The organism is Bordetella sputigena (assembly GCF_965137885.1).
GTDB classification, from domain to species: Bacteria; Pseudomonadota; Gammaproteobacteria; order Burkholderiales; family Burkholderiaceae_B; genus Bordetella_C; species Bordetella_C sputigena.
The window spans coordinates 54234-72087 of the sequence record NZ_CBCSCA010000020.1 but is presented as its reverse complement, the minus strand read 5'-3'; the positions used below and the strand labels follow the sequence as shown (position 1 = coordinate 72087).

The 17854-nt window shown below is 68.3% G+C and carries 19 protein-coding genes; 8 read left to right on the top strand and 11 right to left on the bottom strand.

Annotation, left to right across the window (positions count from 1 at the left end; genetic code table 11):
- Positions 1-268: 268 nt before the first annotated feature.
- Complete coding sequence (locus tag ACNA0R_RS26040; RefSeq protein WP_415828978.1) at positions 269-1534, bottom strand: DUF445 domain-containing protein; 1266 nt, start codon at positions 1532-1534, stop codon at positions 269-271.
- Between the two features lie 303 nt (positions 1535-1837).
- Between ACNA0R_RS26040 and ACNA0R_RS26035 the strand changes: the two genes are divergently transcribed.
- The gene (locus ACNA0R_RS26035) at positions 1838-2728 is read left to right on the top strand and encodes a ketopantoate reductase family protein (RefSeq protein WP_415828977.1); all 891 of its coding nucleotides are present in this window, start codon (positions 1838-1840) and stop codon (positions 2726-2728) included.
- Between the two features lie 117 nt (positions 2729-2845).
- On the opposite strand, the gene ACNA0R_RS26030 is transcribed toward ACNA0R_RS26035, so the two are convergent.
- Complete coding sequence (locus ACNA0R_RS26030; protein WP_415828976.1) at positions 2846-3307, bottom strand: hypothetical protein; 462 nt, start codon at positions 3305-3307, stop codon at positions 2846-2848.
- A gap of 270 nt (positions 3308-3577) precedes the next feature.
- On the opposite strand from ACNA0R_RS26030, the gene ACNA0R_RS26025 reads away from it, so the two are divergent.
- Both ACNA0R_RS26025 and ACNA0R_RS26020 read left to right on the top strand, forming a co-directional pair.
- The gene (locus ACNA0R_RS26025; protein WP_415828975.1) at positions 3578-3931 is read left to right on the top strand and encodes a YciI family protein; all 354 of its coding nucleotides are present in this window, start codon (positions 3578-3580) and stop codon (positions 3929-3931) included.
- 7 nt (positions 3932-3938) lie between these two features.
- Positions 3939-5330, top strand: coding sequence for an RNA polymerase sigma factor (locus ACNA0R_RS26020; protein ID WP_415828974.1), 1392 nt, complete (start codon positions 3939-3941; stop codon positions 5328-5330).
- An 83-nt stretch (positions 5331-5413) separates the two neighbouring features.
- Here ACNA0R_RS26020 and ACNA0R_RS26015 read toward each other — a convergent pair whose 3' ends face one another.
- The 3 genes from ACNA0R_RS26015 to ACNA0R_RS26005 form a co-directional block, all read right to left on the bottom strand.
- Entirely contained in the window at positions 5414-5977 is a 564-nt protein-coding gene (locus tag ACNA0R_RS26015) for a Dps family protein (protein WP_415828973.1), read from the bottom strand.
- Positions 5978-6046: 69 nt separating this feature from the next.
- Entirely contained in the window at positions 6047-7516 is a 1470-nt protein-coding gene (locus ACNA0R_RS26010; protein WP_415828972.1) for an NYN domain-containing protein, read from the bottom strand.
- A 123-nt stretch (positions 7517-7639) separates the two neighbouring features.
- The gene (locus ACNA0R_RS26005; protein WP_415828971.1) at positions 7640-8371 is read right to left on the bottom strand and encodes a DUF2239 family protein; all 732 of its coding nucleotides are present in this window, start codon (positions 8369-8371) and stop codon (positions 7640-7642) included.
- 285 nt (positions 8372-8656) lie between these two features.
- Between ACNA0R_RS26005 and ACNA0R_RS26000 the strand changes: the two genes are divergently transcribed.
- On the top strand, positions 8657-9211 hold the full coding sequence (locus ACNA0R_RS26000) for a hypothetical protein (protein WP_415828970.1): 555 nt from the start codon (positions 8657-8659) through the stop codon (positions 9209-9211).
- Positions 9212-9265: 54 nt separating this feature from the next.
- Here ACNA0R_RS26000 and ACNA0R_RS25995 read toward each other — a convergent pair whose 3' ends face one another.
- Positions 9266-10240: a tripartite tricarboxylate transporter substrate binding protein gene (locus tag ACNA0R_RS25995; RefSeq protein WP_415828969.1), complete on the bottom strand. Its 975-nt coding sequence runs from the start codon at positions 10238-10240 to the stop codon at positions 9266-9268.
- 318 nt (positions 10241-10558) lie between these two features.
- Between ACNA0R_RS25995 and ACNA0R_RS25990 the strand changes: the two genes are divergently transcribed.
- Positions 10559-10783 carry a hypothetical protein gene (locus ACNA0R_RS25990; RefSeq protein WP_415828968.1) on the top strand — a complete coding sequence of 75 codons (225 nt, stop codon included), beginning with the start codon at positions 10559-10561 and terminating at the stop codon, positions 10781-10783.
- A gap of 17 nt (positions 10784-10800) precedes the next feature.
- On the opposite strand, the gene ACNA0R_RS25985 is transcribed toward ACNA0R_RS25990, so the two are convergent.
- On the bottom strand, positions 10801-11145 hold the full coding sequence (locus ACNA0R_RS25985; protein WP_415828967.1) for a 2Fe-2S iron-sulfur cluster-binding protein: 345 nt from the start codon (positions 11143-11145) through the stop codon (positions 10801-10803).
- A gap of 232 nt (positions 11146-11377) precedes the next feature.
- Here ACNA0R_RS25985 and ACNA0R_RS25980 point away from each other — a divergent pair, with 232 nt between their 5' ends.
- The 3 genes from ACNA0R_RS25980 to ACNA0R_RS25970 all read left to right on the top strand — a co-directional run bounded on the left by ACNA0R_RS25980 (position 11378) and on the right by ACNA0R_RS25970 (position 14799).
- Complete coding sequence (locus tag ACNA0R_RS25980; protein WP_415828966.1) at positions 11378-12274, top strand: LysR family transcriptional regulator; 897 nt, start codon at positions 11378-11380, stop codon at positions 12272-12274.
- Positions 12271-13983, top strand: a complete 1713-nt coding sequence (locus tag ACNA0R_RS25975) for a chloride channel protein (protein ID WP_415828965.1) — start codon at positions 12271-12273, stop codon at positions 13981-13983. Before ACNA0R_RS25980 ends, ACNA0R_RS25975 begins: the two co-directional genes overlap by 4 nt.
- Before the next feature lie 174 nt (positions 13984-14157).
- Positions 14158-14799 carry a DUF4142 domain-containing protein gene (locus ACNA0R_RS25970; RefSeq protein ID WP_415828964.1) on the top strand — a complete coding sequence of 214 codons (642 nt, stop codon included), beginning with the start codon at positions 14158-14160 and terminating at the stop codon, positions 14797-14799.
- A gap of 149 nt (positions 14800-14948) precedes the next feature.
- Here ACNA0R_RS25970 and ACNA0R_RS25965 read toward each other — a convergent pair whose 3' ends face one another.
- The 4 genes from ACNA0R_RS25965 to ACNA0R_RS25950 form a co-directional block, all read right to left on the bottom strand.
- A complete protein-coding gene (locus tag ACNA0R_RS25965) occupies positions 14949-15161 on the bottom strand; it encodes a hypothetical protein (protein WP_415828963.1) in 213 nt (70 codons plus the stop codon).
- Between the two features lie 27 nt (positions 15162-15188).
- Complete coding sequence (locus tag ACNA0R_RS25960; protein WP_415828962.1) at positions 15189-15668, bottom strand: hemerythrin domain-containing protein; 480 nt, start codon at positions 15666-15668, stop codon at positions 15189-15191.
- Between the two features lie 387 nt (positions 15669-16055).
- Entirely contained in the window at positions 16056-17009 is a 954-nt protein-coding gene (locus ACNA0R_RS25955; RefSeq protein WP_415828961.1) for a glycosyltransferase family 2 protein, read from the bottom strand.
- Positions 17006-17839 (bottom strand): PIG-L family deacetylase, encoded by an 834-nt coding sequence (locus ACNA0R_RS25950; RefSeq protein WP_415828960.1) that lies wholly within the window; start codon positions 17837-17839, stop codon positions 17006-17008. The genes ACNA0R_RS25955 and ACNA0R_RS25950 overlap by 4 nt, the downstream gene beginning before the upstream one ends.
- Between the last annotated feature and the right edge of the window lie 15 nt (positions 17840-17854).

Genomic DNA, 17854 nt, shown 5'->3' with positions numbered 1-17854 from the left:
GGGCAGGGATGGGTCATGGCGGTTTCCTGCGAATTGCCGGCTGGCGTGCCGGCCTGCGTGGCGACGGCATGGCCCAGGCCGATGAAAGCGCGGCCGATGTCGTCGGGCCTGCCGCCACAGCTTAACGCCGCCTTGCTGACACTTCCATGGTTTGCGTGGCCGCGCGACTCCGTCCCGCCACGGCTTGCACGATGCACCCGGCCGCCCGCGGCCGTTGTGCGATGAGCGCCATGGCCCGCTCGCCAAAGCCGCGCGCGGCGGCCCCGGCCTATCCGGGGGCGAAGACGCCCGCCGCCCGCGCCAGCCAGACGCACGCATGCAGGGCCAGGCCGATCAAGCCGCCCACCAGCATGCCGTTGAAGCGGATGTACTGCAGATCCCGCCCTATGCTCAACTCCAGCTCATCGACGAACTGGCGCTCATCCCAGTTGCGCACCGTCTGCGCGATATGCTCGGTGATGCCCTGGCGCAAGCCCGCCGCCAGGCGTTCCGCGCCGTCCAGCACATGCTGGTTGATGGCATCCCGCAAGGCCGGCTCGGCCGCCAGATTGCGCCCCAGCGCCGTCAGCGTCTGCTCCAGATGCCGCCCCAGGGCGGAATCGCCGCCGGAAAGATCGCGCCGCAGCGCCTCCCGCACTTCATCCCAGATGCCTTGCACATAGGCGCGCACCTGTTCGTGGGCAATGATGCGTTCCTTGATCTGCTCCACCTGCGCCTGCAATTGCGGATCGTCGCGCAGCCGTGCGACGTAAGCGCCCAGCCAGGCTTCGTAATCGCGCCGCAGCGGATGATCCGGCTGCGCCAGTACGTCGCGCAATTCATCCAGCAGCGCGCGCGCCAGCCGGTCGGCCAGCGTGTCGGCGATATCGTCGACCGGCCTGACCAGGTTCAGGGCCTTGGCCATGCGCGGCCATTCCTTGCGCGCGTATTTGACCATCAGCGCCGATGCGCGGTCCTTGACCTGTTCCCCCTGCAGATATGCCGCCAGGCGGTTCAGCGCCTCGTCCAGCAGCGCGTGATGGCGTCCGTCGCGCGCCAGCAGATCGAACAGCTCGCCCGCGGTCTGCGCCGCATTCCATTCGCGCAGCTTGCCCACCACGAAGCCGTGTATGCCTTCGCGCACCGCCTGCTCGTCCAGCAGGTCCATGGCGCGCAGCGCCCAGACCCGCGCCGTCGCCGCCACCACGCGGGCCTGGCGCGGGTCGCTCAGCCACTGCCCCAGCCGTGTCGCCGGGTCGAACACGCGCAGCCGCTCCAGCAGCGACACGGGGTCGAGGAAGTGATCCCGCACGAAGACCGACAGATTGTCGGCGATGCGCGCCTTGTTGGATGGAATGATGGCGGTGTGCGGGATCGGCAGCCCCAGCGGACGGCGAAACAACGCCACCACGGCGAACCAGTCGGCCAGCGCGCCTATCGTCGCCGCTTCACAGAAGGCGCGCACCCAGGTCCAGATGCCCTGGCCGCCCATGGCGTAGCTGAGCGCCACGCCGGCCAGCGTCGCGAGCAGCGACGCCAGGGCCCAGGTCTTCATGCGGCGCAAGGATGTTAGGCGTGGATCGACGGGCAACGATGGACCTCCATGCAGCGGGCGGCGATAGGCAGGCAAGGCCGACCGGCCGCGCGGGACTGCGTTGATCAAAGACGGTTAGTATCTACCATCACGGCATCACGGCACGACGCGGCGTTGCACGGCACGGCAGCTACGGCGACAGTGGCGCGGGCGCGGCGCGATCGCGATCGGCGTCGCGTTTGCAAGCAACGGTCCCGCGCCGCCGCTGGCCGGCATGGCGTGGATTTCGCCCTGGCGGGCGGCTGGCATCAAAGGAGATAAAGCATGAAAGTCGCGGTCATGGGAGCCGGCGCGGTCGGCTGTTACTTCGGGGCCATGCTGGCCCGCGCGGGGCACGACGTCGCGCTGATCGGCCGGCCGGCGCATGTCGAAGCCGTCCGCGCCCAGGGCCTGTTCCTGGAAGCCAGGACTTTCCAGGAACACGTCCCCATGCGGGCCGGCACCGGTCCCGATATGGCGGAGGGCGCCGACATCGTGCTTTTCTGCGTCAAATCCGCCGACACCGAAAGCGCGGGGCGCGCGCTGGCGCCCCATCTGGGCGCGGATACGCTGGTGCTGAGCCTGCAGAACGGCGTCGACAACGCCGAGCGCCTGCAGGCCCTGATCCCGCGGACCGTCGTCCCAGCCGTCGTCTACGTCGCCACGGAAATGGCCGGCCCCGGCCACGTCAAGCATCATGGACGCGGCGAACTGGTCATCGGTCCGTCGGCCGGCAGCCGCCGCTTTGCCGACGAATGCGCGGCCGCCGGTGTGCCGGTGGAGATTTCCGACAACGTCATCGGCGCGCTATGGGCCAAGCTCATCGTCAACTGCGCCTATAACGCCCTGTCGGCAATTGCCCGCATGCCTTACGGCGAACTGTACGAAGGGCAAGGCATCCAGCAGGTGATGCGCGACGTCGTGCACGAGTGCCTGGCCGTGGCCCAGGCGGAAGGCGTCCAGGTCCCCGGCGACAGCTGGGCGGCCATCCTGAAGATCGTCGACACCATGCCGACCCAGTTCTCTTCCACCGCCCAGGATCTGATGCGCGGCAAGGCGACGGAAATCGATTACCTGAACGGGTACATCGAACGCAAGGGACGCGAGCGCGCGATCGCCACGCCCGTCAATCGCGTCCTGCATGCATTGGTGAAGTTGCTGGAAGGCCGTCAATAGCGCCTGCCTGGGCGCGAACCGCCGGCCCGCATATTGATCCGGCCTGGTCCAGGCCCGTCGGCATGGCGGCATCGATGCCGGACTATCGGCCGGGGCCCCGCGGCCCGCGGCGTGGCGTCAACGGCCCGCCGCGCAGCGCGCCCGCGCGGCATCCAGGCTGACGGCCGCCGCGCGCATGCGCGCGGCCTGATCGCCACGATCCTGCGGCAGCTTGCCGGAAGCGAACGCCAGCACCACGTTGTCCGGCATATTGCCCACATAGGCCTGGCCCACGCAGGAACAATAGCCTTCCCACGCGCTGGAGGATTTCGGCGCATAAGGGTCCAGTTGCGGCTTGCGTTGCAGCAGCGAGCGGCATTGCTGCACATTGCCCGGCACCAGCTTTTGCCGCAGCGCCGACAGGTTTCCCGACGGCGATGCGTCGGCCCGGCTATCCGCCCGCGCATCGCCGGGCCAGCCCAGCACGGCGCCGGCCAGCACGCAGCCTCCGAGTCCGGCGAGCAAGCGCAGGAATCCCCGCGACATGAGCGGGGAGGGCGGCGGATAGGGCGCATCCCGCGAAATACGGCTGAGTATCATGATCATGACCCATGTGGCGGACCGCCCGGACGGGCGTGAACCTGCATTATTGTGGGCAGGAAACGTGCCGCAACAAAGGCGAAATAGGCCGACATATCGGCCGCTGATCCGCCTTAACGAAGCGCCCGCGCGGCCACGGCGGCACGGCCGGCCCGCCGCGCCGGCGCATGAAGGGCGCCATCACCAGGGCTTTCCGTCTTCCCGCGGGAGCGGCGCGAGCGAGCAGATACAATGCCCCGACGCCATCGCGTCTGTCCGGAGGAGATCCTGATGTCCTACATGCTGCTTATCGTCGAGCCGCGCGGCCAGCGCGCCCAGCGCTCGGAAGCCGAAGGCCGCCAGGTCTACGACCAGATGCGCGGCTTCGCGGCGGACCTGCAGGCGCGCGGCAAGCTGCTCGCCTGCGAATCGCTGGCGGACGACCGCGAAGGTACCCGCCTGCAGATACGCGAAGGCCGCCAGCGCCTGACCGACGGGCCTTTCGCCGAGGCCAAGGAAATGGTTGGCGGTTTTTTCCTGCTGGACTGCGACACGCGCGAAGAGGCCCTGGCCATCGCCGCCGCGTGTCCCGCCGCTGCGTGGTGCACCGTAGAGGTCCGCCGCGCCGCGCCCTGCTACGAGTAAGGCCATCGTGCACTATCAGGCCGCCATCGAAACCGTATGGCGCCAGGAGGCCGCCAAGGTGATCGCGGGCGTCGCGCGGCTGGTGCGCGACGTCGGCCTGGCCGAAGACTACGCGCAGGACGCGCTGGTGGCGGCGCTGGAGCATTGGCCGCGCACCGGCGTGCCCGACAATCCCGGCGCCTGGCTGATGACGACGGCCAAGCATCGCGCCCTGGACCGTCTGCGCCAGGATGCCTTGCATGCGCGCAAGCATGAAGCGCTGGCCCACGACATGGATGCCCTGCAGGCCAGCGTGGAGCCGGACTTCGTCGACGCCCTGGACGCGGCTCGCCAGGACGACATCGGCGACGATCTGCTGCGCCTGATCTTCATCGCCTGCCATCCGGTGCTGTCCAGGGACGCCCGCGTGGCGCTGACGCTGCGGCTCCTGTGCGGCTTGACCACGGACGAGATCGCCCGCGCCTTCCTGGTTGCCGAGCCCACCATTGCGCAGCGCATCGTGCGCGCCAAGCGCACGCTGACCAAGGCCGGCGTGCCTTTCGAGGTGCCGCCCGCCCATCAGCGCGCCGAACGGCTGGCTTCGGTATTGGAAGTGATCTATCTGGTTTTCAATGAAGGCTATGCGGCGACCGCCGGCGACGACTGGATGCGGCCGGCGCTATGCCGCGAGGCGATCCGCCTGGGACGCGTGCTGGCGGGCCTGGCGCCCGACGAAAGCGAAGTCCATGGCCTGGTGGCCTTGATGGAGCTGCAGGCCTCGCGCCTGCCCGCGCGCGTGGACGCGCAAGGCGCGCCGGTGTTGCTGGCCGACCAGGACCGTGGCCGCTGGGATGGCGAACTGGTCCGCGGCGGCCTGGATGCGCTGGCGCGCGCGGAGATGCTGTGCGCGGGGAGCGCGCATCGGTCTCCGCGGATTCCGCCGGCGCCCGCGGCCGCCGGGTCCTCCGGGACCCCGGAAGCGTCGGGGGCTTCCCGGTCCTCCGCGCAGTACGGCACGTACAGCACGTACGGACCGTACGTGCTGCAGGCGGCGCTGGCCGCCTGCCACGCCCGCGCGCCGACGGCGGCCGATACGGACTGGACCCGCGTGGTGTCGCTGTATGACGCCCTGATGCAATGCGCGCCATCGCCGGTAGTGGCCTTGAACCGCGCCGTCGCGATCGGCATGGCCCTGGGGCCGGCCGCCGCGTTGCCGCTGGTCGAGGCCCTGGCGGGCGATCCCGCCTTGCAAACGTATCCGTGGCTGTCCAGCGTGCGCGGCGATCTGCTCGCCAGGCTGGGCCGCAAGGCGCTGGCGCGCGCGGCCTTCGAGCAAGCCGCCGCCCTGACGCGCAACGCCCGCGACCGCGACATGTTGCTGGCGCGGGCGCGGGCGTTGGAGGACGACGGCGGCGAATGAGGCCGGCTGGCGCGCCGGCGCGGGTTCGTCCTCGGGATCGAACCGGCCCGCCGCGTCGCCGCCGGGTCGCCGGACCCGTATGCTCAGTGACCGGTGCCGTCGCCGCGGCGGCTGGTCTCGAACAGGAACCAGGTGCGCTGTTCGGTCTCGTCGATCCAGTTCTCGATCAGGCTGGCGGTGGCGATGTCGCGGTGCTCGTCGCACAGATCATGCACTTCGCGCATGAAGCTGGTCAGGTTCTTGTTGTCGTCCTGCAGTTCGGCCAGCATGTCCAGCGGCTGCACATACTCGGCATCGTTGTCCAGCAGGCGCTGGGTGCGGGCGATATGGCCGATGGACTTCAGCGTGGAGCCGCCCAGCTTGCGGATGCGCTCCGCGATCGGATCGGTCATGGCGAAGATTTCGGTGGCCTGTTCATCCAGCAGCAGGTGATAGTCGCGGAAGTGCGGGCCGCTGACGTGCCAGTGGAAGTTCTTGGTCTTCAGATACAGCGCGAACACATCCGCCAGCAGGCGGTTCATGGCGCCGGCGATATCGCGGGTACCGTCGGAGGAGATGTCCGACGGCGTGGCCAGAGGCGCCAGGCGGCGCTTCTCTAGGCTGCTTTTCTTCGCCGAGTTCTTGGTATTGCTTGCGGGTTTCTTCATGGGTATCACCTGGGAGAAGCCGTCTTGGGAAGATCCCATCCGGCTGGATGGGCCAAGCGGCAGTCTAGCTCAGGTTTCGCTCGTGGAGGGCGTCGTCTTGCGCGCGCGCCGCGGCCGGGCGGCGGTTTTGCGGGGAGCCCTGGCCTTGGGCCCGGGTGCGTCGTCAGGCGTCACACCGCCGGATGACGCGTTGGCGGCGGGCTCCGATGCTTCCGCGGCAGGTAGCGGCAAGGGTTCCTGCAGGGGCGCTTGCAAGGGCTCCTGCACGGGCTCGCGAGCGGCGGTTCGCGAGGATGCGCGCGCGGGCCTTCGTCGCGCGGGCCGTTGCGCCGGCTCCCGCGGCGACTGTTGTGAGGGCTCCAGCCCGGGCGCTTGCGCGGCCGCCGGCATGGGCTCCCGCGAGGGCTCCCGCATAGGTTCCTGCGTGGGCTCGCGCGTGGACTCCTCCATGGATGCACGCGTGGACTCGTGCGCGGACTCCTCCATGGGGTCGTGCGGCGTCGCGTCCCTATCGGCGACGCTCCTGTCGGCCGCCGCGGTCGTGCGCGTGCGCCGCCGGCTGGACCGCGTGGGCTTATCGCGCAGCACCGGCGCCTCGGCTTCCGCGGCCGCCGCCGATGGCGTGGCGGCGGACGTGGCCGATGCGGACGTCGCCGCGAACCTGCCTTCGTTCACCGCGGCCTCCGCCAGCCCTCGGGGGCCTTGGCCCGCGATGCTGGCGCGATAAACGTAGGTGCCGGACTTCTCATCCCGCCCCACGTCCAGCAGTCCGCGCGATTGCGCTTCTTCCAGCAGATTGCCGAAAGCCCGGAAGCCGTAGTACGACTCGTTGAAATCCGGCTTGCGGCGCTTGATGGCGTCCTTCAGCGCCGAAGCCCAGATCTTGCCGGTATCGCCGCGTTCGGCCATCAGCGCTTCGAAGGTCTCTACCGCGATGTCGATGGCCTGCGTCTTGCGTGCCTCGGTGTCTTCCTTGCGGCGCCGGTCGTCGCCGCCGCGCCGCCCGCCCGCGCTTTCGCGCGCGACGCCACGCGACGACGTACGGGCGCTTTCGCGCACCAGGTCGTCATAGAAGATGAACTCGTCGCAGTTGGCGATCAGCAGGTCCGAGGTGGAATGCTTCACGCCGACCCCGATCACATGCTTGGCGTTTTCGCGCAGCTTCGACACCAGCGGAGAAAAGTCGGCGTCGCCGCTGATGATCACGAAAGTGTCGACGTGCGACTTGGTATAGCAAAGGTCCAGCGCGTCCACCACCAGGCGTATATCGGCGGAATTCTTGCCCGATTGCCGTACGTGGGGGATTTCGATCAGCTCGAAATTCGCCTCGTGCATGGCGGCCTTGAACGACTTGTAGCGGTCCCAGTCGCAATACGCCTTCTTGATAACGATGCTGCCTTTGAGCAGCAGGCGTTCCAGCACCAGGCGGATATCGAATTTTTCATGGCTGGCGGCGGGGGCCAGCTCGCGTACCCCCAGCGCCACGTTCTCGAAATCGCAGAACAGCGCCATGCTGACGTTATCGTGGGAAGAACTCATCGACTCTCCAGTTGCTCATCGCTTTATCGCTTTATCGCTTCGTTGCTTTGTTTCTTTGATGCTTTTGGCTTGGCGCTTAACCCTTTGCGCTTACCGGCGGCTTCGCCCGAGCGCTGCCAGCGCTTATCCGCCGCGGGCCAGGCGCAGGGCGTGCTCGCGGACATCGGCGGGCCAGGATGCCATGCATTTCGTCATGGCCGGTGCATCGCCCGCGAACAGGGCGCGCGTGGCTTCCTCGAAACCCGCCATGTCGCCGGCCATGGCCGACATGAATCGATAGGCCGCTTCGCGCCTGTCGCGCTCGCGCAAGCCATGATCGCGCATGCCCGCTTCGACCAGCTTGCGCAAGGCGACGGATGCGCCGCCGGGCTGGGCGTTCAGCCACTCCCAATGGCGCGGCAACAGGGTGACCTCGCGCGCGATCACGCCGAGCCGCGGCCGCCCGCGCCCGCGCCCGCGCGGCGCCGCGGCGTCCGGCGTGGATGCCCCCGGCGTGGATGCCCCCGGCGCGGATGCCCCCGGCGCGGATACTCCCGCCGCGGGTGCGCCTGGCGCGGTAGCCTTCCGCGCGCCGGCCTGGGCCTGGGGCCGCGACGCGGCGGCGCCCGAGGCCGTGGCGGCTTCCATGGCGGCGTGGGCACGCGCCAGCCGTTCCAGCACATCGTCGCGCGTGCCGCGCGTGTCGATATCGACCACGCGTCCGGTCGTGTCGTCGAAGGTCAGTACATTGGCATGTTGCAGGGCGGCCTCTTCGAGCGCCGCCTTGACGGCCAGCGCGACGTCGGCGAGCGGGCCCGCCGCCAGCCGCCGGTGTCCGGCGAAGGCGGTGCATGGGGTATGGACGGTAAGCGTCATGGTCGATCGGAGCGGCGACGGCCGCTTCTGCAGGAAGGAATCGGAAATCCGCGAGCTGCAAGAAAACCGGCGGAGCGTGTGGAGCCCAGGGAGAGTGCAAGGCCACCAACTAATTTTACCCGGATTAAATTTAAACGTCCATGCCCGCCCGCCAACATCGGAAACGCCCTGAAACCGGGTGGACGCCGTCCGCATGGAATTTGCTCGCCACGAGCGAGTCGAAGTGGGTAGAGTAGCGATCGTATTTCCGCCGCCGCATCGCGCGCGGGGGATATGGAGCAACAGATGAAGATCTTGACTTTGCGAACTGCCGTCGCGGCCTTGGCGCTGGCGACGGCCGCCGGCGTTTCGTCGCCCGCCATGGCCCATGGATATGGTTATTACCATGGCGGCTGGCGCGGTTCGTCGGCGGGCTGGTGGGTGGGCGGCGCGCTCGCGCTGGGCGCCGCCGGCGCCATTATCGCCGCGAACTCGCGTCCCGCGGTCGTATATACCGCACCGGTATATGCGGCGCCCGTGTATGCGGCGCCACCCGTCGTCTATACCGCGCCCGTCTATTCCGCGCCGGTCTATGCGGCCCCGCCCGTGGTCTATTCCCCGCCGCCGCCGCCGGTCTACACGCCGCCGCCCGCGCCGCCCAGCAGCCTGATCGCCTACCCCGCACGCGGACAGAGCCAGGCCCAGCAGACGCGCGACCGCAGCGAATGCCAGGGTTGGGCGATGAACCAGAGCGGCTACGATCCGGTACACCCCAACCAATGGACCACCGGTGTGATGGTGGATTCCTATAACCGCGCGATGTCCGCCTGCATGACGGGGCGGGGCTATTCAGTGAGCTGACAGCGAGCCGTCCGGCGCGTGATCGACCGCGCCGGCCGGTCGCCTCGCGCGCCGCTATTCCACCTTGCCGATCTTGCGGACCGCTTCGGTCATCTTCGCGGCGTCGGCGTCCCAGTATTGCTGGAACTGCGGGGCATCCAGGTACAACACCGGGCTGCCCGCCTGCTGGATGGTATCCCGCACCTTCGCGTCCTTCGCCGCCGCTTCGGCCGCCGCGCGCAGTTTGCCGACGATGGGTTCCGGAGTGGCCGCCGGCACGAACAGCCCCGACCACTGCGCGAACGTGACGTCATAGCCCAGCTCCTTCAGCGTGGGCACATCGGGCAGCGCCGCCAGACGCGTGTCGCCCCACGTGGCCAGGGCCCTGACCTTGCCTGCCTGGATGTATTGCAGGACCGAAGCGGGCCCGGTCGATACCGCCTGTACCTGGCCACCCAGTAGCGCGACGATGGCGGGACCGGCGCCGCCGTAGGGCACGTGCAGCACCTTGATGTCCGCGGCGCTGCGCAGCATTTCCATTGGCACGTGCATGGTGCCGTAGTTGCCCGACGATCCGTAGCTGACGGGCGTGGCGTCGGGCCGGCGCAGATCGTCGATGAACTCGCGCGCGGTCTTCCACGGGCTGTCGGCACGCACCACCAGTACGGTGGGATCCGCGGTGAAACGCGCGACAGGCTTGAACTGGCGCAGCTGGTACATCGGCGAGCGGCCCAGTATGCGGTCGGCCTCGGGGATGATGGAAATGGAAGACAGCGCCATCAGTACCGTGTAGCCGTCCGGTTCGGCGCGCGCCACCACGCCCATGCCCAATCCGCCGCCGGCGCCGGCGCGGTTCTCCACCACCACGGTCTGCTTCAGCGTGCGGCTCATGGCGTCGGCGACGGGGCGTGCCACGGTATCGGCGACCCCGCCTGGAGGGAAGGGCACGATCATCGTGATGGGTTTGGCGGGCCAGTTGTCCTGCGCGTGGCAGAGGGTAGCGGCGCATAGCGCCAGCGCGGCGGCAGCCGCTTTCAAGGTCGATCCCATGTGTCTTCTCCGGATTGTTTTGTTTTCGACGCCTGTGCCGGCGTTTGCCTGTATCGGCTGGCGGTGCGCACGGCGCCGGTTGGCAGCCGCCGTCGCGCATAGGGCGGATCGCGCGCGACGTGGGCTGGCGCTAGTCTAGCCGCTGGCGTGGGTCCGCGGTACCGGCGTTTCGCGGTCGTGCCGATGGCTGGGCATAGCAGCGTTTAATCGATGCCATAGAAGTATTTGCCTTTCGTGGGAACCCGGCTTCACCTAAGCTGTCGATCCATAGGTACCGGGCAGCTTCGCGCCGGTAGGCAAGGATAAGGAGCAGCGGTAATGAATGAGTTTTTCAAAGGATTGATCGGCGCGGAATTGACTCTGCTTGGTGTTTCCAATCAGGCGCTCCCGCAAAGCGTGGCTTCGGAACCGGCGCGCGTCCTGCCGCGAACCGAGTCGCGCGCCGCGCGCGTGACGACGGTCGTTCAGCAAGATGAAAGCGCGGTGGACGGCAAGGCCTCCGTCGAATTCAATGAAAGCCACTACCGCATCGCGGCGGGCTGATCAGCCGTGGCGTGGGTTCAACGCCGCGGCCCGATCATGATGGGGCGCGGGGCGGCGGGTTCCATGCGCTCGGCATCGGGCACCTCGATACGCAGGTCGCCGCGCGCCCTGCCCACGCAGGGCAGTATCCAGCCCTCCGACATTTCTTCCGCCGTCAGGCCCGGCCTACCGCCGGGATAGGCGACTTCCCCCTCGACCAGAAAGCACATGCAGGTGCGGCAGGTGCCGTTGCGGCAGGACGCCGGCAGCCGGATACCGGCGCGCGCGGCCGCCGCGACCAGCGCTTCGTCCGCGCCGGCCTGGAAGCGCCAATCCGCTGGCGCCAGCGTCACGGCGTGGAGGACGTGCACATCATCGTTCATGCGGCGATTCTAGTGGCAACGACGGCTCGCCGCGCCCATCCCACGCCCCTCCCACGCCCATCCCGGGTCCGGGCTCATCCCGGGTCCAGGCCCATCCCAGGCGCAGGTTCACACCAGGCCCGTCCTGGACTCAACGCAGACGTACCCCAGGCGCCGCGGCCGAATGGACCGGCGTTCAACGCCGCGCTACACTCCGGATTCCTGATGGTTATGAATCACATAACTGAAATTCATGGATCTTTCGCTCCGGGATCTCTCGTATTTTCTGGCGGTAGTCGCCCACGGCCATCTGGGGCGCGCGGCGTCCGCCTGCGCCGTCACCCAGCCTGCCTTGTCCAAATCGCTCAAGCGCCTGGAGGATGAAACCGGCCTCGCGCTGTTCGACCGGGCGGGCCGCGCCATCCGGCCCACGTCCGCGGGACTGGCTTTCGCCGAGCATGCGCGCAAGGTGGTCAATCAGTACGAGGACGCCGTGCGGCATGCGCAGGGGCTGCGCAGCGGCGGCGGCGGGCTATTGCGGCTGGGCGCCACCGCCGCCACCATGGACACGGTCGTGATGCCGGCGCTGCAAGTGCTGCTGCCGAAGCAGCCGGCGTTGCGCGTCGTCCTGACGCTGGGGCTATCCGATGAACTGCCGGATCTGGTCGAGCGCGGCGACCTGGACCTGGCCGTCGCGCCGGCCGACGGCGCCCGCGGCGGCGTGCTGCGCCAGGACGCCATGGGCCACGATTTGCTGCGCCTGGTCGCCAGCCGCCGCAATCCGCTATTCAAACGATCGGCGCTGGGCCTGGTGGATCTTGCCGACCAGCGCTGGATACTTCCCAAGCGTACGTCGGTGGCGCGCCAGCGCCTGGATGCATCTTTCGCGCGCGCCGACCAGCCCTTGCCGCGCGCCGCGCTGGAGGTCGACTTCATTTCAGCGGGCGCCCTGAAACTGGTCGCCGGCACCGATTTGCTGACCGTGGCGCCCGACTCCCTGCTGGAGGATGCCGGCGACACCGGCGTGGCGGCCTTGCCGCTGGATGCCGCGCTGCCGCTGAAGCGCGATATCTCGCTATTGAGCCGGCGCCGGGCGGTCTGGTCGCCCATGATGAAGGCCTTCCGCACCGTATTGAGGAGCCGGTCTTGAGCAGCCTGGACAGGGATGAACGATCCGTCGCCGACTATCTGCGCGGCATCGCGCTGGCCATCGTGACCGGCCTGCTCGGCGCGCTGGCCGCGCACGCCTTTCGCTGGAGCCTGGACCACGCGACGGAGCGCTTGTTCGACTCCACCGCCGACATCACGGAGGTCTTCGCCGGCCTGCCCTGGTACGCGCGCGTCGCCTTGCCGACGCTGGGCGGCGCCATCGCCGCGCTTATCCTGGTGCAGGCGCAGCGGCGCGAAAAGCGCGCTGGCGTCGTGTCCGAATACCTGGAAACCATCGATGGCAAGATGGCCAGCATTCCGGTGCTGCCTTCGGTGTTGCGCTGCCTGTCCTCGTTCTTCTCCATCGTGTCCGGCGGCTCCATCGGCAAGGAGGGGGCCATGGTGCAGTTGTCGGCCACCTTAGGCTCCGCCTTTTGCAAGCGCGTGCTGCCCGGCCTGCGCGGCGCCGATTTCCGGCTGGCGGTGGCGATGGCGGCCACCGGCGGCCTTACCGCCGTGTATCACACGCCCCTGGCCGCGGCCATCTTCGTCGCCGAGATCGCCTTCGGTTCGCTCGAATTGCGACGCATCGGCTACCTGTTCACCGCCGCGGTCGCCTCGGCCTGGCTGACCAGCATGCTGGGCCAGTTCAATCCCTTGTATGACTTGCCGGCCTATGCCTTCGACGTGACGGGCAGCGCCGTGCTGGCCGTGGTCGCGCTGGGGCTGACGGCAGGCGCGGTCGGCTCCGCATTTCTCTGGTGCATGCGGCTGGCACGCAAGCTGTTCGCGCACCTCTTTTCTTCGTTGGCCTGGCGCATGAGCCTGGGCGGCCTGCTGGTGGGCATCATTACGCTGGCCGCGCCGGACGTCACCGGCAACGGTTTCGCGCCCATCGCCCGGCTGCTGGATGGCCACGCGATGGCCACGCCGCTCCTGATACTGCTGGTATTGAAGGTGATCGCCACCGCGGCCACGGTGGGGTCGGGCGCCATCGGCGGCTTGTTCACGCCGTCGCTCTTGATCGGCGCCTTGACCGGCGCCGTCTGCGCGCCCCTGGCCGCGCAGGTCTTCGGCATCCAGGACGGCGTCGTGCTGCTGGGCGTGCTGGGCATGGCGGCCTCGCTCGCCGCCACGACGCAGGCGCCGCTGATGTCTACCCTGATGGTTTTCGAGATGACGAGCGAGCCTACCTTCGTCTTCCCGCTGATGATCGCGACGGTGGCGGCCTATGCCGTTTCCATGCTGTTCCGCCTGACGGGCACCTACGAAGTCATCGCGCGGCATCGCGCGCGCGATCTGCGGCGCACCCTGCTGGTGGACGCGACGGCAAGGGGCGTGATGCGCCCCGTCGGGCTGGTCGCCCCGCTATCGGCGTCGCTGGACGAGGCATTGCGGATCGGCCTGGCGCAGCGCAACCGGTTCGTCTTCCTGGTCGATGAGGCCGGGCGCTTCGCCGGCGCGGTCTGGGTGAATGACCTGATGGCACGGGTCAATGCGGGCGAAGGCCGCGAGGCCACGCTGGCGCGCATGGCGACCATGGACTTTCCGGTTGTCTATGCCGATCAACGGCTATTGGACGTATGGCAGACGGTGGTCGAGTCGCCCGCCGAACGCACTCCCGTGTTGAGCGATCGAGAAGGACGCCAGGTGGTGGGCATGCTGTACAAGAGCGAGCTGCTCAAACAGGCAGGCAGCCTGTTCAACTAAGCAATCTCTGTTTCATGGCCTTTGCCGCGCCACGCCGCGCGACGTGACGTTCATCCTCCCGTTCAGCCTTCCTGGCGCCGGGCGTAGAACCGCAACGGTGGTTCAGCGCGATGCCCCTGGATGGGCACACGGGTTGCGCGCGTCGTCCAGCCTTGGGCGTCGAAGGAGACAGCCGTGAAATACTGGTTACCGGCCATCAGCTTGTCAATGTGCTTCATGGCATGGAACGGCGGCGTCCATGCCCAGGAATCGGATCGTGGCGATGCGGCCTTCATGGCGAGCGCGGCGCAGGCCGGCGCGTTCGAAATCGCCGCCAGTCAGCTGGCGCTGCGCAAGGCCGAACATGATGAGGTCAAGGGCTACGCGCGCACGATGCTGCGGGAGCACGCCGACGTAGCGAAGCAGCTCCAGGCGCTGGCGGCGTCCCGGAATGTCGCCTTGCCGTCCGGCCTGTCGACCCGTCAGCAGGCCGTCATGGATTCCCTGCAGGCGCGGACCGGCGCCAGTTTCGACCGGCAATACGCCGACGACATCGCTGTCGCCGCGCATCAGGAAGCGGTCGGGCTGTTCGTCGATGCCGCCGAACACGGCAAGGATCCGGAGATCAAGGCCTTCGCGCAGCAGACCTTGCCCAACCTGAAGGCGCATCTGGACGCCGGCATGGCGCTGCGCAAGAGCCTCGCGGCCAGCGGCAAGGCAAGCCCGGAAGCGCGCGCGCCCGGCGCCGATTCCGCCATGCCGGGCACCGTATCGCCGGCATCGCGCGAAGCGCCGCCTACCCTGTTGCCGGGGGACAAAGGCGCTCCTCGGCCCTAGTGCATGCCGGCGACGACCTCACGCCGCGCCGGTAAGCCGGCTCGCTGCCCCCAAAAGGGGGCTTTATTTCCCTTTGAGGCGGCCCAAAGCAAAAAAAGCGCGCCGTTTCAGCGGCGCGCTTCATTCTTCACCAGAGCCGCCGCGTGCCTTTACGGCGGCACGGCCATCTCTTCCAGGGCGCGGATACCGTCCAACGCGGCATCGGTGGGCGTACGGAATACGAACTGGGATTGAATCACCTGGGGCACCGTCGTCTTACCCGTGTCGACGACTTCGACTTCCCAGCGGAAGCCCCCCTGCATGGTGGGCGCCAGCCATAGCGTCGCCCGGGAGTGGGGGGTTTCCTTCGTCAAGATCTTCATTGCATTCCGATCCCCGCCGACGTGTGGTCAGGCTAGATGTGCCACGGTGGCGATTTCTTCCTTGCGTTGCTGCATTTTCTTGGCAATGCCGCGCAGGTCGACGTTCAACACCACCAGCTTGGGAAAGAGTTCGCCTTCCTCTTCTTCGATGTGGTGGCTGATGTAGTCGCCCAGCACTGATACGCGGGCGTGGAACAACGGATCGTCGCTGGTCATGCCCTGGATCTGCGCGATCAGGTTGCGTGCCACGCCGTGTTCGACGACGGCCTTGTCCAGCAGGCGGCCGAAGGCGGCCGGATTCTGAGCACGGACGTAGGGATAGAACAATTCTTCTTCGATCTGAGCCAGGACGGTCAGAGTCATGCAGGCTTCGTGGGCGATCGACTCGCGGATTTCCGGATCGGCCGTTTTCCCGAAGTCCTTGAAGAGCTTCTTGATCGTGGCGTGATCGTCCAGCATCAGGGTCAGGGCATCGCGTTGCGCGAGAGGGATTTCCGCCTTATTCATACTATTCTCCTGGTTCACGGGGGGCCGCAATGGCGCGGCGCGGCATCAAAGCAAGCACCGTGCCCGGGATCGCTTCGAATCTAACGTTTCTGGCCCGAACGATTGTCCACGGGCGGCGCTCCGGGGGTCTGCCGGCCCGGATCCCTGACGTCGGCCGCGTCGACGCCCGGGGGAAATGTCTTTTCCGCCGTGGAGTTAGGATCGATCGGGCGGTTCTGCAGCGAGCGCGCGGGTGGCTCTGAACGGGGTCCTGTGTCGGGACGTAAAACTGCGTGATCTTGTGCGTCGCCGCTGTGGTCGGTGGCGGCCTTTTCGGCGGGGCGCCGCTCTGTGTCGCGCTGCGTCGTCATGGGATGCTCCTGGCATATCGCGGTGGTGGATCTGGCCTTAGCGCAGGCCCCGTGCCTGTCCGTCCGTGCGTCCTGTTGGCAAGAATTGCGCATCATGGATGAGTACGGCGTCCTCAGCGCTTACCGGTCCGCCCGCGACCAACCGGCGCTGGCGTTCCACTTCTTCCGGTATGCACTTGCGGCGGCGCAGGATCCAGGGCGTGCCGGCCAGCGCCGCGCGCAGCACGCGGAAGGCCTCGCCACGCGGGCGGCAGGCGCGCAGCACGGCGCGCGTTTCGGCCAAGGCGGCACGCGCGGGCAGGCGCAGCCACGCCGTCCAGATGGCGTTGCGGCTGAGCAGGCGCACCCGGCCCGGCCGGTCACGGTTGGGCGATGGGTGATGCCACGTAGCAATATGCCCGGCATAGAGCATGTCCCATCCCAGCGTCGCGAGGTCCAGCGTCAGCAGCGCTTCTTCGCCGCCGATGAAGTAGCGAGGCTCGTAGCCGCCGGCCTGCAGATAGGCCTGGCGCCTGACGATACAGGCGCCGGCCATGAAGCCCAGCAGACGCATGGTACCCAGGGGACCCGGACCCAGCGGGCTGCGCGCCATGATCTCGCACGTCGGGTCCGGTCTGCCTTCAGGGCCGACGCGCACGCAGGCGCTGATAATGCCGGCGCGCGGCGCGGCGTCGAGCAGGCGCTCGGCTTCCGCCAGGGCGCCGCTTTCCCAGCAGGTGTCGTCATCGCAGAAGGCGACATAGGGCGTGGTGGCGGCCGCGACGCCAAGATTGCGGCCGGCGGCGCCCAGGTTGCCGGGCGCTCGCACCAGTGTCACGGAGGGAAACGCCGCGGTCACGGCATCCGCGGTGCCATCGCGCGAGCCGTTGTCCACCACGATGACCGGAATGCCGGGGTGCCGCCGGAGCAATCGGCCCAAGTTGCCGAGCAGCTCTTCGCGCCGCTCGTACGTCAGGACGACGATGGACACGCGGGAGGATGTTGCGTTCATGGCCGTGGCGGTGTCGTGGCCGGCCGCGCCGGGCCAGCGCTGGTGCGCTGCCCCTCGGCTGGCCGCTCCCCGGTCGGCTGCCCGGTACCTGGGTTTCCCCCTGCCGCCCCTACGGATTCGGGGGCCTGCTTGATCGATTCGCTCAATAGCCAATACCGCTCGGGCGCCGTCGTGTCGCCTTCGTTGCGCGTGATGCCCAGTTCCGGCATCTGGCTGCCATAGGCCGACATGGCGGTCGCCTTGCGGTGCGCGTTCGTATTGGCGAACGCCACGGGCGTCAAACTGATGCCGCGGGTATAGAACTGCACCAGCCTGGCGTGGAGCAGCCCCGGCTTGGTGCGGTACAGCGCGTCTTCGTAGGCGATCCAGCGCCGGGCGGGCCGGGCGGTGAACATGTGCAGGACGGCGTCGGACACCAGCGTGTGGTCGGAATGGAAGAGGCCCAGCGGAAACAGCACCGTGCGGGCGCCGGCTTTCTCCAGCGCGGTGTCCAGGGCTTGCGCCACCTTATCCACCTTGGGCGTGGCGCGCGCCATGGCGCGCAGGTACTGGTCATCCAGGAAAGGCATCCGCACGGGATGGGCCTTGAGCAGATGCAGGGCCTTGTCGTCCTCCGCCAGGCGCCACTTCATGGCCGAGGTGCCGTCGCCGAAACCGCAGCGGCGGTCCCAGTCCGTCAGCGGCGCCGACGCGTCCGGCACCCCGGCGAACACGGTGATGACGGTGCTGCCGGGCGCGCCTGCCAGCACGGCGCCGCAGCCGGCAACCGCGTCGTCCAGATGCGGCGATATCGCCGCGATCGATCCAGGATCATCGATGGGTTGCACCATGGCCTCCCGCGCGTC